11 protein-coding genes are annotated in these 15,427 nt (G+C 69.6%); 6 read left to right on the top strand and 5 right to left on the bottom strand.

What is annotated here, in order from left to right; translation table 11 throughout:
* Positions 1–56: 56 nt before the first annotated feature.
* The 5 genes from ITJ59_RS10935 to ITJ59_RS10915 form a co-directional block, all read right to left on the bottom strand.
* The gene (locus ITJ59_RS10935; RefSeq protein ID WP_194651126.1) at positions 57–752 is read right to left on the bottom strand and encodes a CGNR zinc finger domain-containing protein; all 696 of its coding nucleotides are present in this window, start codon (positions 750–752) and stop codon (positions 57–59) included.
* A gap of 47 nt (positions 753–799) precedes the next feature.
* Positions 800–1,291: a SprT-like domain-containing protein gene (locus ITJ59_RS10930; RefSeq protein ID WP_194651125.1), complete on the bottom strand. Its 492-nt coding sequence runs from the start codon at positions 1,289–1,291 to the stop codon at positions 800–802.
* On the bottom strand, positions 1,288–2,118 hold the full coding sequence (locus ITJ59_RS10925; protein WP_194651124.1) for a hypothetical protein: 831 nt from the start codon (positions 2,116–2,118) through the stop codon (positions 1,288–1,290). The genes ITJ59_RS10930 and ITJ59_RS10925 overlap by 4 nt, the downstream gene beginning before the upstream one ends.
* Positions 2,119–2,238: 120 nt before the next feature.
* Complete coding sequence (locus tag ITJ59_RS10920; protein WP_194651123.1) at positions 2,239–2,916, bottom strand: hypothetical protein; 678 nt, start codon at positions 2,914–2,916, stop codon at positions 2,239–2,241.
* Between the two features lie 147 nt (positions 2,917–3,063).
* A complete protein-coding gene (locus ITJ59_RS10915) occupies positions 3,064–3,906 on the bottom strand; it encodes a spermidine synthase (protein WP_194651122.1) in 843 nt (280 codons plus the stop codon).
* Between the two features lie 142 nt (positions 3,907–4,048).
* Between ITJ59_RS10915 and ITJ59_RS10910 the strand changes: the two genes are divergently transcribed.
* From ITJ59_RS10910 to rpoC, 6 genes are all read left to right on the top strand, one after another.
* A complete protein-coding gene (locus ITJ59_RS10910; protein ID WP_194651121.1) occupies positions 4,049–4,609 on the top strand; it encodes a hypothetical protein in 561 nt (186 codons plus the stop codon).
* On the top strand, positions 4,606–5,901 hold the full coding sequence (locus ITJ59_RS10905) for a sensor histidine kinase (RefSeq protein ID WP_194651120.1): 1,296 nt from the start codon (positions 4,606–4,608) through the stop codon (positions 5,899–5,901). Before ITJ59_RS10910 ends, ITJ59_RS10905 begins: the two co-directional genes overlap by 4 nt.
* On the top strand, positions 5,898–6,581 hold the full coding sequence (locus tag ITJ59_RS10900; RefSeq protein ID WP_194651119.1) for a response regulator: 684 nt from the start codon (positions 5,898–5,900) through the stop codon (positions 6,579–6,581). Before ITJ59_RS10905 ends, ITJ59_RS10900 begins: the two co-directional genes overlap by 4 nt.
* A 347-nt stretch (positions 6,582–6,928) precedes the next feature.
* Positions 6,929–7,528, top strand: a complete 600-nt coding sequence (locus tag ITJ59_RS10895; RefSeq protein WP_194651118.1) for a hypothetical protein — start codon at positions 6,929–6,931, stop codon at positions 7,526–7,528.
* Positions 7,529–7,948: 420 nt separating this feature from the next.
* Positions 7,949–11,437, top strand: a complete 3,489-nt coding sequence (gene rpoB, locus ITJ59_RS10890; RefSeq protein ID WP_194651117.1) for a DNA-directed RNA polymerase subunit beta — start codon at positions 7,949–7,951, stop codon at positions 11,435–11,437.
* A gap of 44 nt (positions 11,438–11,481) precedes the next feature.
* Complete coding sequence (rpoC, locus tag ITJ59_RS10885; protein WP_194651116.1) at positions 11,482–15,363, top strand: DNA-directed RNA polymerase subunit beta'; 3,882 nt, start codon at positions 11,482–11,484, stop codon at positions 15,361–15,363.
* The last annotated feature ends 64 nt before the right edge of the window (positions 15,364–15,427 follow it).

The raw sequence follows: 15,427 nt of genomic DNA, 5'->3' as shown, positions 1-15,427 counted from the left end.
ATTCGGCGTACCGAATCTTTTTCTTCGAGGACCCTCGTCCGGTGGTTGGAGGGTGGTCAGGCCGCTGCGCGACGTGCGCGGTGCGCCCGCACCTTCGCGCGGTTCCCGCAGCGCTGCATGGAGCACCAGCGACGCGTCCCACCGCGCGAGGAGTCGTAGAACACCAGCGCGCAGTCGTCGGCCGAGCACCGGCTCAGCCGCGTCGGCCGGCCGTCGGCCTCGACGTCGTCGAAGCCGACCTCGGTGAACAGCGCGACCGCGTCGCGCGCGACGCTGGACAGTGCCTGGGCCAGGCGGACGCGGTTGGCTCCGGCGCGGCGTCGGCCACCCGGGAGGCTCGGGGGCACGTCCGGCAGGGCGGCGAACAGGTTGACGGTGTCGATGTCGTCGGGCGCGGGGCGCGTGCGGCCGGTCCCGGCACGCAGGCCCGCCGCGACGGCGGTGCGCTCCGCAGCGGTGGTCGCCGGGCCGGGGGCCGCCGCGACGGCGAGGCGGGCGATCGCCGCGCGCAGCGCGCGGGCGTCCTGCAGTTCCCGTGCGCTCGCCCCGACGTCGATCGGCTCGGTGTGGTCGCTGAGCCACTCGTCCAGGTCCGCCGGGCTCGCCAGCAGCTCGCCGAGCTGCGATCGGGGGCGTCGGCCGTCCGGGTCGTCGGCGAAACCGCCGGTGTGCGCGAAGTCCAGGGCGATCCGACCGGCGTCGAAGAACCAGGAGGATCCGGCGTCCGTGCGGATGTGCTGCCCCGTGTGCATCCGTCCAGGCTAACGGGTTACCGGCGCGCCTCCGAGCGCCGCAGAACTCATGCGGTAGTCGAGGCCACCGTCGAGGGGTCGTCCGCTGCGGTCCGGCGCCGCCAGACGATGGCGTTGCGGGCGTCGAACCGGCGCGAGCAGCGGGCGCACGCGAGCGGGCGGGTGGGAGTCCGGTAGCGGAAGTGCTCGTGTCCGGCGGGGCAGGTCCCGATCCACGGGGCGAGCTCGCTGGCGATCGGGCCGTCGTGCAGGCGCGAGCCCGTGTACCCGATCGCTGCGGCGGTCCGCTTCCACTTCGGGCCGTGGCCGGCGCGTGCTCCGGCCAGGGCGTGGGCGACCTCGTGCAGCAGGACCTGTTCGACGTCGTGGTCCGAGAACCGCGCGGCCAGGTGCCGGCTCACCGTGATGCGCTTCCGGGCGAAGTCGCACTGTCCCGCGCGGGTCTTCGCGTGGTCGAAGGCGAAGGCCCACGAGCCGGTTCCGAGGTGTTCCGCGATGAGTGCCTCGGCACGCCCGCGGACGGTCTCGAGTGCGGTCACAGGTCGGCGCGGGGGTCGGCCTGGCCCTTCTTGGCTGCCCGTGCGGCGATCCGGCCCCAGATGTCGTCGGCCTCGGTCCGTGCGGCGTCCGGCGCGCCGAGCACCCGGCGTCGGATCGGCGGGACCTGCTTGACGGGTTCGGCGACGCGGACGATCGGTTCGTCGTCCTCGGCGCGACGTGCGGCGACCTCGCGTGCGGTCCGCGGCCGGTCGGCGGGTTCGGCGGGGTGCGTGATCGAAGCGCGCATCGCGGCCTCGACCGCGGTGCGGAGGGCGTCGGTGCGCTCGGACGGCGCTCCGGCCTGGCGGAACGCCTGGTACGCGCGGGACAGTGCGGCGCGGGCCTCGTCGAAGCGGTCGTTCTCGAACAACGACCACCCCTCGATCTCGGCGGCGGCGCCCTCGAGTTCCGGCCACTCCTCGGTCGCTGCGGTGTCGCGGGCCATGGCTGCCTCGGTCGCGGCACGCTCGTGCCGACCGAGGTCGTGCAGGATGTGTGCGCGGCGGATCCGGGCTGCGACCTTGTCCTGTCGCTCCCCGGTGAACATCGCCAGGCGGAAGACCTCTTCGGCGACCACGAGTGACTCGTCCAGGCGTCCGAGCAGGCGGAGGAGCTCGGCGCGTTCGGCGAGCGCCTCGGTGCTGCGGCTCTGGCCGAGGTCGCGCAGCCGCTGGTGCACGGCGTCGACGTCGACCGCCGGCCGCAGGCTGATGGGCGCGAAGGTGCTGCCCGGGCTGACCCCGGCCGTCACGGGAGCCGCGTGGCGCGGTTCACGGGAGGGGTCGGACTGGTCGGGCTGCTGACGGTCGTCGGGCGGGAGGGACATCGGTTCGAGGGTAGCCGCGCTCCGCCGGGAGCGGTCGGTGCGACGCGCTCAGGCTTCGCGCCGGTGGACGGAGAACGGCCCGCCGTGCCGGAGCACGACGGGCCGTTGTTGGTCTGCGGATCAGGACATCGAGCCGGCGGCAGCGGCCCCGGCCACGGCCACGTACGCGACGAACACGGCGATCGGGCCGAGCACCGCGAGGACCAGGCCGAAGATGCCCCAGCCGCGACCGCGCTTGGTCACCGCGGCGATGATGCCCTGCACGATGGCCCAGAGCCCGAGCAGCGTGCCGGCTCCGAAGAGCAGCCCGCCCACGAGGAAGCCCGGGTCGCTGGCGAGCGCGTTCATCTCGGACTGGTCGGGCGTGGTGCTGCCGCCGTTCTGCACCATCTGGTCGAAGACCGAGCTGTTGACCAGCGTCGTACCGAACACGTACCCGGCGATGACGCCGAGGACGACGGCGACGACGCCGAGGACGAACGCCACCACGCCGATGGTCTTCTTCTTGGCCTTCGGCTCCTCGTAGCTCTGCCACGCGGGCGAGCCGGAGTGCGCGGGCGCTGCGGCGTACGGCTGCTGCCCGTACTGCGGCTGCTGCCCGTACTGGTCCTGCTGCTGCCCGTACTGGTTCTGCTGCTCGCCGTACTGCGGGGCGGACTGCCCGTACTGCGGCGTCGAGTCGCTCCGCTCGCCGTAACGGGGTGCGTCGGCGGCGGGCTGCTGCTGGGGGGATTCGCCCCAGCTCGGCGCCTGGCCGTCGCCCGTCCGGTCCTGGTTGCTCCGGTCGTCGTTCGTCATCAGGGTTTCCCATCGCTCGGTCGCGCACCTGCGCGGTCGTTCAGACCATCCTGGCAGGCGCACCCGCCGAGCGCCCGCCAACGGGCACCGGCAGTTCGACGGACCACGAGGCGATCGACTGGTGTTCTGTCGGGGAACGGGTGCCGGTCAGCCGCCGAACACGCTCCGGTTCGGTTCGGGGGACGCCACGGCCGTCGCGTCGGTGACGATCGGGGCCCCGGCGGTGAACGCCCGCAGCTCCGCACCGTGCACGACCTTCGCCGGCATCGGGTCGGACGAGTACCGACGCGGCATCTCGGCGATGGGCAGGTCGGTCGGCGAACCGAGCAGCACGATGTTGCCGAACCGCCGGCCCTTGAGCATCCCGGTGTCCGCCACGGCCGCGACCGAGGGCAGCACGGCCTGCAGCGTCGAGGCCTGCCCGCGCGCGAACGCCAGGCCGGCGCCGTCCGCCACGTTCACGGCGACGATGCCGGTCGGCGACAGGAACGCGGCGACCTCGCGGTAGAACTCGATGCTCGTCACGTGCGCCGGGATCTGCGAGCCGCCGAACACGTCCACCACGGCCAGGTCCACCGTGCCGCGCAGGCCGCCGGGGAGCTTGCCGAGCACCTCGCGCGCGTCGCCGTACCGCACGCGGATCGACGCGCCGCGTGGGAACGGCAGGACCTCGCGGACGTGGTCGACCAGGTCCCGCTCGAGCTCGATGACCTGCTGGCGCGAACCCGGCCGGGTCACCGCGACATACCGGGGGAGCGTCAGGGCACCGGCACCGAGGTGCAGCGCCGTGACCGGGCCGGACGGCAGCAGGTCGATCGCGTGCCCGATCCGACGGATGTACTCGAACGCCAGGTGCGTCGGGTCCTCGAGGTCGACGTGCGACTGCGGGGTGCCGTCGACCACGAGTGTGAAGGACCCGGGACGGTGCCGGTCCGGCTCGACCACCGAGTACCCCGCACCGATCCGGAACCCGTCGAACGCATCAGCCATGCCGTCAATCGAACACCACCCGGCCGCCCCCTCGATCACCACCCGCGCCCCCACCCCTGGTTGGTGTGCCCGAGAGCGCGCCGGAACGAGGCTGGGTCCACCGGTCGGGAACGTCCCGCCGGGTCACGTCGAAAGGCACACCATGTCGGTCCAGCTCCTCGCGAACGTCCTGATCGGCGTCGCGCTCGTCTGCTTCCTCGGGTACCGCCAGGCGACCTGGCAGTACCTCGACCCGACGCGCATCTGGCGCTCCCCGATGGTCATGGCGATCATCGGCGTGGTGGTCCTGGCGCAGACGAAGGCGACGATCACCACGGTCGACATCGTGTTCCTCGGGATCGAGGCCCTCATCACGATCGGGGTCGGCCTGAGCATGGGCAGCATCACCCGGTTCCGCACCGTCGCCACTCCGGACGCCAAGGGCCGCACGATCCAGTCCCGCACGGGCTGGATCGGGGCGTCGCTCTGGATCGTGCTCATCGCCGTGCGCATCGGCCTCGACGTGCTCGGCGGCCACCTCGGCGCGCACCTGCTCACCTCCACCGGCACGATCCTGCTCGTGCTCGCCCTGAACCGCGCCGCCCGTGCCCTGGTGATCGACCAGCGCATCCCGCGCGGAGGCCGCGGAGACCACGGAGACCGCGGCGACCGCGGCGACCGGACCACCGACGGGCGCAGCACCCGCGGCATGATGGTCCGGTGACCCTGCTGAGCGGACAGGACGAGACCGACCTCCCCGGGGGTCGGTCCCGCTCTGCCACCGCCTGGGGCCTCAACGCCCTCGGCATCGCGATCCTCGGGTTCTGGTTCGTGCGGAACGGCCTCGCACTGCACCAGCCCGCGTGGGTCTGGGTCCTCGGTGCGGTGGCGCTCGCCGCGTGGGCGCTCCGCGAGTTCGGCCGGACGCCCCGCCTGCTCGTCGTCGCCGGCGCGGTGATGGTCGTCGCCGGGTCCCTGACCGTGGTGCCGACCGACTCGCTCATGATCGTCCCGGTGATCGTCGGGATCATCCTGCTCGGCGCGAACCTGCGGGTGCCGGTCTGGGTCGCCGCTGTCGCCGCGGTGGGTGCCGTCGTCGTCATCGCGGTCGCCGCCACGATCGAACACGCCTCGGTCCAGTTCGTCCTGGGCACGAGCGGCGGCCTGCTGCTCGGCGTGCTGATCGGCTTCAGCCGTCGGCAGTTCCGGATCGCCGCGCAGCGTGCGCACGAGGTCGAGCGTGAGCAGCAGCGTGCCCAGCTCCTCGCCGACCGGTCGCGTGCCTCACGCGACATCCACGACGTGCTCGCGCACTCGCTCGGTGGGCTCGTGCTGCAGCTCGACGCGGTCGAGGCCCTGCTCGAGGCCGGCCGCGTCGACGACGCCACGAAGCGCGCCGGCGAGGCCAGGACCCTGGCGGCGGACGGTCTGGCCGAGGCCCGCCGAGCCGTCCACGCCCTGCGCGACGACGCGGATCCCGAGCCGGCCACGGCCCCGGACCCGGCCACGCGGACGAGCCCGGCCGATGTGCCGGACGCGGACCGGGCCTCCCGGCCGTCCACCGACCACGAGCCGGACCGCACCGACGGACCGGACCGCACCGACGGACCGTCCAGCTCCGCCGAGCCCGCACGCACCGACCTGACCACGTTGGTCGACGCGCACCGCTCCTTCGGCGGCACGATCGTCGTGCAGGGGGACCCGACGCTGGACGGGCTCGACGCGGCACACCGCGCCGCCGTGGCGCAGGTCGTCCGCGAGGCCCTCAGCAACGCGCGCCGGCACGCTCCCGGCCGACCCGTCTCGCTGTCCGTCATCCGCGACGGCGACGCCGTCGACGTCGTGGTCGCCAACCCGCTCACGGGCGGCGGGCAGGGACTGCTCGGGATGCGGGAGCGGTTCCAGGAGCTCGGCAGCAGCGCCGCGGTCGAGGCGGAACGCTCCGACGACGAGTTCGTCGTCGCGATGCACGTGCCGGTCGACCGCGCAGCCGAGCACGAGGCGGAGGCATCGTGACCATCCGTGTCCTCGTCGTCGACGACCAGGCCATCGTCCGCGACGGCCTGGTGACGGTGCTGTCGCTGGTGCCGGACCTGCAGGTCACCGGCGAGGCCTCCGACGGTGCCGAGGCGATCGCCGCGGTCGACCGGGACGCACCCGACGTCGTGTTGATGGACCTGCGGATGCCCGGCACCGACGGGCCGACGGCGACGGCGCGCATCGTGGCCGACCACCCGCAGGTCGCGGTGCTCGTGCTCACGACCTACGCGGACGACGAGTCGATCGTCACCGCGTTGCGGGCCGGCGCCCGGGGCTACCTGACGAAGGACGCCGGGCGTGCCGAGATCGCGACGGCGATCCGCGCGGTCGCGTCCGGGCAGTCGACGTTCGACGCGACGGTGGGGGCCCGGCTGGTGGCGCAGCTGGGCGGTGGGGCGGTGCCACCAGCAGCGCCCGGCGGACCTGCCGCGCCCGCAGCGCCCGGCGCCGCGCAGGCGTCGCTGCGCGACCGGTTCCCGGACCTCACCCCGCGTGAGGCCGACGTGCTCGAGCACATCGCGGCGGGGCGGACGAACCCGCAGATCGCAGCGGAGCTGTTCCTGACGGTGCCGACCGTGAAGTCGTACGTGAACCAGGTGTTCGCGAAGCTCGGGGTCGGCACCCGCGCCGAGGCGGTCGCGCGCGTCCTGCGCTGAGCAGCGAGCCGGGCCCGCGACGCAGCGACGCCGCGACGCAGCGACGCCGCGACTCGCACATGAATGCGTACACATGGACGGCCAGCCGACACCAAGACTCGTTCCGTACCGTTCACCCGGTCGTCACGTCGACCCGCGTCGATGCGTGCAGTGCCCCACACCTCGCGCGTCCGCCCGTCCCCGTGACCACGACGTGCCGTCGAGTGCCCCCACCGCTCGAGCGTGCGCGTCGTCGGCGCGCGTCCGCGCGCCCCTTCCGGCCACCCGTGCGCGCTGGCCGTGAACACATCGCACCCGTCATGTAAAATACGGGATGCAGAACACTGCACGACCGCAGGAGACCCGAAATGACCGCCGACACGATGAGCGTGCCCACCACGCGCTTCGCCGCACCGACCATCCGCACGACCGCGAGCCGACCGGCACGCGCGATCCGCGCCTCCCGTCCGTTCCACGCGGACCACGAGACGGCGCCCGTCTGGATGCGCGTGGTCGGTGCGGTCCTGCTCGCCGGCGGGCTGGGTCTGGCTGCCGCGGTGACCGCGTGGCCGGGTGACGCCCCGGAGATCGCGCTCATCGTCCCGGCGCTGGTCGCCCTCGTGGCCGGACTCCTGCTGCTGCTCGCGCGGGCCGGCTTCACGGTGACCGACACGCACGTGGTCCTGCACTTCCGACCGCTGCCGCCGCGTCGCATCGCCCGTCGACGCATCGTCGACGCGCGGCTCGTCGAGGCCGATGCCCGCACCTACGGCGGTGTCGGCCTGCGGATCGGTCGCGGGGTCCGCGCCCTGATCCTGACCCCCGGACTCGGCATCGAGCTCGCCGACGACCGCGGTCGCGTCACCTTCGTCCGTACCAGCCGTCCCGAGGACGCGTTCCGCGCGCTGGCGGGACTGCAGGGCGAGCCGGGAGGCGCGGGGCGCGTCGAGCGCGAACGCATCGGCTGAGCGGACGGCCGGGCCCACTGCCCGGTCTGGCGGGTCGGGGCCGGGCCCGCCGGCTGGAATTCCGGGGGCGCTCGGCGGCTTATACACGCCAGTGCCGAATCCGGTCAAGCCAGGACTGGACAGCGCGTCTCGGCGCGAACTATGATGGCAGTTCGCGCTCCCTGGCATCCGTGTCGTCATATTGCGGTCGACGCAGAGTTCCGAGTTGTACCAACTCAACTCGCCCTGGTGCAGCCGGACCCGTATATGGCGGCGGGTCCCGCTCACGGAGATCATCCCACACGTGCACCGACGTTCTGCGTCAGGCACGCGTCGGCGTGGTCGCAGGGCATGAACTCGCGGGGATCGCCGAGCGATCATCTACTCACCTACATGCTGCTCGTCAGTATCGGCCCGACGGGGCCTACGGAGGTCACACCCTTGGCTGCTGCGCCCAACGCATCCACCAACCCCAAGAACGGTCGCAACCACTCGCGACTCTCGTTCGCCAAGATCACGGACACCCTCACGGTTCCCGATCTGCTCGCACTCCAGACGGAGAGCTTCGACTGGCTCGTCGGCAACGACGTCTGGAAGGCCCGTCTCGCAGAGGGACAGGAGCAGGGTCGCACCGACCTCGCCCTGCACTCCGGGTTGGAGGAGATCTTCGAGGAGATCTCCCCGATCGAGGACCTCGGCGAGACCATGCAGCTCTCGTTCACGGCTCCCGAGCTCGAGGACCCCAAGTACTCGATCGACGACTGCAAGGAGCGCGGCAAGACCTACGCCGCTCCGCTGTACGTCAACGCCGAGTTCATGAACCACATGACGGGTGAGATCAAGACGCAGACGGTCTTCATGGGCGACTTCCCGCTCATGACCGAACGCGGAACGTTCATCATCAACGGCACCGAGCGCGTCGTCGTGTCGCAGCTCGTCCGTTCCCCCGGTGTGTACTTCGAGCGCCAGCAGGAGAAGACGTCCGACAAGGACATCTACTCCGCTCGCGTCATCCCCTCGCGTGGTGCCTGGCTCGAGTTCGAGATCGACAAGCGCGACCAGGTGGGCGTGCGCATCGACCGCAAGCGCAAGCAGTCCGTCACGGTCTTCCTCAAGGCGCTGGGTCTGACCAGCGAGGAGATCATGGAGGAGTTCCAGGGCTTCGCCTCGATCGAGTCGACCCTCGAGAAGGACGCCATCCTCACGAAGGAAGAGGCGCTCAAGGACATCTACCGCAAGCTGCGCCCGGGCGAGCAGGTCGCTGCCGAGGCTGCGCGTGCGCTCCTCGACAACTTCTACTTCAACTCGAAGCGCTACGACCTGGCGAAGGTCGGCCGGTACAAGGTCAACCGCAAGCTCGGCATCGACGCCCCGCTGTCCGACTCGGTGCTCACCGTCAAGGACATCGTCGCGACGATCAAGTACCTCGTGTCCCTGCACGCCGAGAAGACCACGCTGAACGGCGTGCGCGACGGCGAGCCGGTGCAGCTGCGCCTCGACGTGGACGACATCGACCACTTCGGCAACCGTCGCATCCGCGCCGTCGGCGAGCTCATCCAGAACCAGGTCCGCACGGGTCTGTCCCGCATGGAGCGCGTCGTCCGCGAGCGCATGACCACGCAGGACATCGAGGCGATCACGCCCCAGACGCTCATCAACGTGCGTCCGGTCGTCGCCGCGATCAAGGAGTTCTTCGGAACGTCCCAGCTGTCGCAGTTCATGGACCAGAACAACCCGCTCGCGGGCCTGACGCACAAGCGTCGTCTCTCGGCCCTCGGCCCGGGTGGTCTGTCCCGTGAGCGTGCCGGCGTCGAGGTCCGTGACGTCCACCCGTCGCACTACGGCCGCATGTGCCCGATCGAGACCCCGGAAGGCCCGAACATCGGCCTGATCGGCTCGCTCGCGTCGTTCGGTCGGATCAACTCGTTCGGTTTCATCGAGACCCCGTACCGTCGCGTCGTCGACGGCGAGGTCACGAAGACCATCGACTACCTCACCGCCTCGGAAGAGGACGAGTTCGTCGTCGCGCAGGCCAACGCCCCGCTGACCGACTCGTTCCACTTCGCCGACGACAAGGTCCTCGTCCGCAAGAAGGGTGGCGAGGTCGAACTCGTCGCCAAGGCCGAGGTCGACTACATGGACGTCTCGCCGCGCCAGATGGTGTCGGTCGCGACGTCGCTCATCCCGTTCCTCGAGCACGACGACGCGAACCGCGCCCTGATGGGTGCGAACATGCAGCGTCAGGCCGTCCCGCTGCTCCGTTCCGAGTCGCCGCTCGTCGGCACCGGCATGGAGGGCTACACCGCGATCGACGCCGGTGACGTCGTCACCGCCGACAAGGCCGGTGTCGTCTCCGAGGTCTCGGCCGACGCCGTGACCCTGCAGCTCGACGAGGGTGGCACGCAGACCTTCTACCTGCGCAAGTTCGACCGCTCCAACCAGGGCACGAGCTACAACCACCGCGTGGTCGTCTCGGCCGGCGAGCGTGTGGAGCAGGGCGAGGTCATCGCCGACGGTCCCGCGACAGAGAACGGCGAGCTCGCGCTCGGCAAGAACCTCCTCGTCGCCTTCATGCCGTGGGAGGGCTACAACTACGAGGACGCGATGATCCTGTCGCAGAACCTCATCAAGGACGACACGCTCTCCTCGATCCACATCGAGGAGTACGAGGTCGACGCCCGCGACACGAAGCTCGGCAAGGAGGAGATCACCCGTGACCTCCCCAACGTCAGCCCGGACCTGCTGGCCGACCTCGACGAGCGCGGCATCATCCGCATCGGTGCCGAGGTCCGCCCCGGCGACATCCTGGTCGGCAAGGTCACGCCGAAGGGCGAGACCGAGCTCTCCGCTGAAGAGCGCCTCCTCCGCGCCATCTTCAACGAGAAGTCGCGCGAAGTCCGCGACACCTCGCTGAAGGTGCCCCACGGTGAAGAGGGCACGATCATCGGCGTCAAGGTGTTCGACTCGCAGGACGGCGACGACGAACTCGGCTCTGGTGTGAACCAGCGCGTGGTCGTCTACATCGCCCAGAAGCGCAAGATCACCGCGGGTGACAAGCTCGCCGGTCGTCACGGCAACAAGGGCGTCATCTCGACCATCCTCCCGGTCGAGGACATGCCGTTCCTCGCCGACGGCACCCCGGTCGACATCGTCCTCAACCCGCTCGGCGTGCCCGGCCGCATGAACTTCGGCCAGGTCCTCGAGATCCACCTCGGTTGGCTCGCCAAGCAGGGCTGGAACGTCGAGGGCATCCAGGAGTGGGCGTCGGCGCTCCCCGAGGCAGCGCACAGCGCCGCTCCGGGCACGAAGGTCGCCACCCCGGTGTTCGACGGTGCGTACGAGCGCGAGATCGAGGGCCTCCTCGACTCGACCCTCCCGAACCGCGACGGCGAGCGCCTCATCGGCTCGTCCGGCAAGGCGCAGCTCTTCGACGGTCGCTCCGGCGAGCCGTTCCCGGAGCCCGTCTCGGTCGGCTACATGTACATCCTCAAGCTGCACCACCTGGTCGACGACAAGATCCACGCGCGTTCGACCGGTCCGTACTCGATGATCACGCAGCAGCCGCTGGGTGGTAAGGCGCAGTTCGGTGGACAGCGATTCGGTGAGATGGAGGTGTGGGCGCTCGAGGCGTACGGCGCCGCCTACGCCCTCCAGGAGCTCCTGACGATCAAGTCCGACGACATCCTCGGCCGCGTGAAGGTCTACGAGGCGATCGTCAAGGGCGAGAACATCCAGGAGCCCGGCATCCCCGAGTCCTTCAAGGTCCTCATGAAGGAGATGCAGTCGCTGTGCCTGAACGTCGAGGTCCTCTCGGCCGACGGCCAGGCGGTCAGCCTGCGCGACAACGATGACGAGGTCTTCCGTGCTGCGGAGGAGCTGGGCATCAACATCTCCTCGCGGTTCGAGTCGTCCTCTGTCGACGACATCTGATCCCGCCCGTACATCGAAGCCTGAATCAGCAAGAGAGAAGAACATTGCTCGAAGCAACTTCCTTTGACGCCATTCGGATCGGCCTCGCAACCGCCGAGGACATCCGTCAGTGGTCGTACGGCGAGGTCAAGAAGCCGGAGACCATCAACTACCGCACCCTGAAGCCCGAGAAGGACGGTCTGTTCGGCGAACAGATCTTCGGTCCTTCCCGCGACTGGGAGTGCGCCTGCGGCAAGTACAAGCGTGTCCGGTTCAAGGGCATCGTCTGCGAGCGCTGCGGCGTCGAGGTCACCAAGTCCTCGGTCCGTCGCGAGCGCATGGGCCACATCGAGCTCGCCGCCCCCGTCACGCACATCTGGTACTTCAAGGGCGTCCCGTCGCGCCTCGGCTACCTGCTCGACATGGCGCCGAAGGACCTCGAGAAGGTCATCTACTTCGCGGCGTACATGATCATCGACATCGATGAAGAGGGCCGTCACGCGGACATGCCGGGTCTCGAGAACGAGATGCGTCTCGAGATCAAGACCCTCGAGGGCCAGCGCGACTCGATCATCGCCGACCGCCTCAAGAAGCTCGAGGACGACCTCGCAGCCCTTGAGGAAGAGGGTGCGAAGGCCGACGTCAAGCGCCGTACCAAGGACACCGCCGAGAAGGAGATGTCCCAGGTCCGCAAGTCGTTCGACGAGGACATCACCCGTCTCGAGCGTGTGTGGGAGGACTTCCGCAACCTCAAGGTGGGCGACCTCAAGCCCGAGGACGCCGTCTTCCACGAGCTCCAGGACCGGTTCGGGATCTACTTCGACGCCTACATGGGCGCCGAGGCGATCAAGCTCCGGCTCGAGGCGTTCGACCTGGCCGCCGAGGCCGAGGCACTGCGTCTGCAGATCGCCGAGGGCAAGGGCCAGAAGAAGATCCGCGCGATCAAGCGTCTGCGCGTCGTCAGCTCCTTCCTCGCCACCGGCAACTCGCCGGCAGCGATGGTGCTCGGCGTCGTGCCGGTCATCCCGCCGGAGCTGCGCCCGATGGTGCAGCTCGACGGTGGCCGTTTCGCCACGTCGGACCTCAACGACCTCTACCGTCGTGTGATCAACCGCAACAACCGTCTCCGCCGCCTGCTCGACCTCGGTGCTCCCGAGATCATCGTGAACAACGAGAAGCGCATGCTGCAGGAGGCCGTCGACGCACTGTTCGACAACGGTCGTCGTGGACGTCCGGTCACGGGTACCGGCAACCGCGCCCTGAAGTCCCTGAGCGACATGCTCAAGGGCAAGCAGGGTCGTTTCCGCCAGAACCTGCTCGGCAAGCGCGTCGACTACTCGGGCCGTTCGGTCATCATCGTCGGCCCGCAGCTGAAGCTGCACCAGTGTGGTCTGCCCAAGCAGATGGCGCTCGAGCTCTTCAAGCCGTTCGTGATCAAGCGCCTGATCGACCTGTCGCACGCGCAGAACATCAAGTCGGCCAAGCGCATGGTCGAGCGTTCGCGTCCGCAGGTGTGGGACGTGCTCGAGGAGATCATCCGCGAGCGCCCCGTGCTGCTGAACCGTGCGCCGACGCTGCACCGTTTGGGCATCCAGGCGTTCGAGCCGCAGCTCGTCGAGGGCAAGGCCATCCAGCTCCACCCGCTCGTGTGTGCTGCGTTCAACGCGGACTTCGACGGTGACCAGATGGCCGTGCACCTGCCGCTGTCGGTGGAGGCCCAGGCCGAGGCCCGCATCCTGATGCTCGCCTCGAACAACATCCTGAAGCCGTCCGACGGCCGTCCGGTGACCCTGCCCGCACAGGACATGATCATCGGTCTGCACCACTTGACGACCGTCCGCGAGGGCGCCGTCGGTGAGGGCCGTGCGTTCTCCTCGGTCGCCGAGGCGATCCTGGCCAACGACCAGCACACGCTGCACCTCAACGCCATGGCGAAGATCCGCATGACGGGTGTCCACTTCGCCGAGGGCGAAGCTCCCGAGGGCTACGAGCAGGGCGACACCGTCCTCCTCGAGACGACCCTGGGTCGTGCGCTCTTCAACGAGACCCTGCCGTCGAACTACCCGTTCGTCCAGAAGGTCACCGACAAGGGCGTGCTCTCCGCGATCGTCAACGACCTCGCCGAGCGGTACTCCAAGACCGAGACGGCCGCTGCGCTGGACCGGATCAAGGACGCCGGCTTCTACTGGGGCACGCGCTCCGGTGTGACCGTCGCCCTGTCGGACGTCGTGACGCCTCCTCGCAAGAAGGAGATCATCGCGGGCTACGAGATCCAGGCCGCCAAGGTGCAGGGCGAGTTCGACAAGGGTCTGATCACCGACTCCGAGCGTCGCGCCGACCTGATCAAGATCTGGACCGAGGCCACCAACGAGATCGCGCAGGAGATGCGGGACAACTTCCCCATCGACAACACGATCAACCGCATGGTGTCGTCGGGTGCTCGTGGTAACTGGCTGCAGGTCCGCAACATCGCGGGTATGCGTGGTCTGGTGAACAACCCGAAGGGCGAGATCATCGCCCGCCCGATCATCAACTCGTACCGCGAGGGCCTGACCGTGGCGGAGTACTTCATCGCCACCCACGGTGCTCGCAAGGGTCTTGCCGACACCGCGCTCCGTACCGCGGACTCCGGGTACCTCACCCGTCGTCTCGTGGACGTCTCGCAGGACGTCATCATCCGCGAGGACGACTGCGGCACGACCCGTGGCCTCGAGCTGCCGATCGCGACCGTGGGCGCCGACGGCAAGCTCGTCCGCGACCCGCGCGTCGAGAACACCGTGTACTCGCGCACCCTGGCCACCGAGGCCGTGGACGCCAAGGGCACGGTCGTCGCCGAGGGCGGCGAGGACGTCGGTGACGTCCTCATCGACAAGCTGCTCGCTGCCGGTGTCGAGAGCATCAAGGTGCGCTCGGTCCTGACCTGCGAGTCCGCCGTCGGTGTCTGCGCGCAGTGCTACGGCCGTTCGCTCGCCACGGGCAACCTGGTCGACATCGGTGAGGCGGTCGGCATCATCGCCGCCCAGTCCATCGGTGAGCCCGGTACCCAGCTGACGATGCGTACCTTCCACACGGGTGGTTCGGCCTCGGCCGACGACATCACCCAGGGTCTGCCGCGTGTCACGGAGCTCTTCGAGGCCCGTACGCCCAAGGGTGCGTCCCCGATCGCCGAGGCCCCCGGCCGCGTCGTCGTCGAGGACACGGACAAGGGCCGTCGGATCATCCTCACGCCGGACAACGGTGACGAGCCGTTCATCTACCCGGTGCTCAAGCGTGCGACGCTCCTCATCGAGGACAACCAGCACGTCGAGCTCGGCGAGCAGTTCATCGCCGGCACCGTCGACCCGAAGGAAGTCCTCCGGGTCAAGGGTGTCCGAGAGGTCCAGAAGCACCTGGTCAACGGTGTGCAGGACGTCTACGGCTCGCAGGGTGTGCCGATCCACGACAAGCACATCGAGGTCATCGTCCGTCAGATGCTCCGCAAGGTCACCGTCGTCGACCACGGCGACACCGACCTGCTGCCGGGTGAGCTCGTCGACCGGTCGCGTTACAACATGCTGAACCGTGCGGCGCTGCAGGAGGGTCGCAAGACCGCCTCGGCTCGCCAGGAGGTCATGGGCATCACGAAGGCGTCCCTCGCGACCGAGTCGTGGCTGTCCGCCGCTTCCTTCCAGGAGACCACCCGCGTGCTCACGCAGGCGGCCATGGAGGGCAAGCAGGACCACCTCGTCGGCCTCAAGGAGAACGTCATCATCGGTAAGCTCATCCCCGCCGGGACGGGCCTCAGCCGGTACCGCGATGTGGACGTGAACGCGACGGAAGAAGCGAAGGCGGAGCGGTACCCCAACCGCATCTTCGCGGACGACTCGTCGTTCTCGGACGCCGACCTGAGCTTCGTCGACTTCGACAGCTTCTCGTCGGACGACTTCACGCCGGGCACCTACAACTGAGTCTGATGTGATCCCACGAAGGCCCCGTCTCCGCAAGGAGGCGGGGCCTTCGTCGTGTCGTCAC

It is taken from the genome of Curtobacterium sp. VKM Ac-1393 (assembly GCF_015350995.1).
GTDB lineage: Bacteria > Actinomycetota > Actinomycetes > Actinomycetales > Microbacteriaceae > Curtobacterium.
Note: the sequence above shows the minus strand (reverse complement) of the source record. Positions and strands in the feature narration are given on the sequence as shown.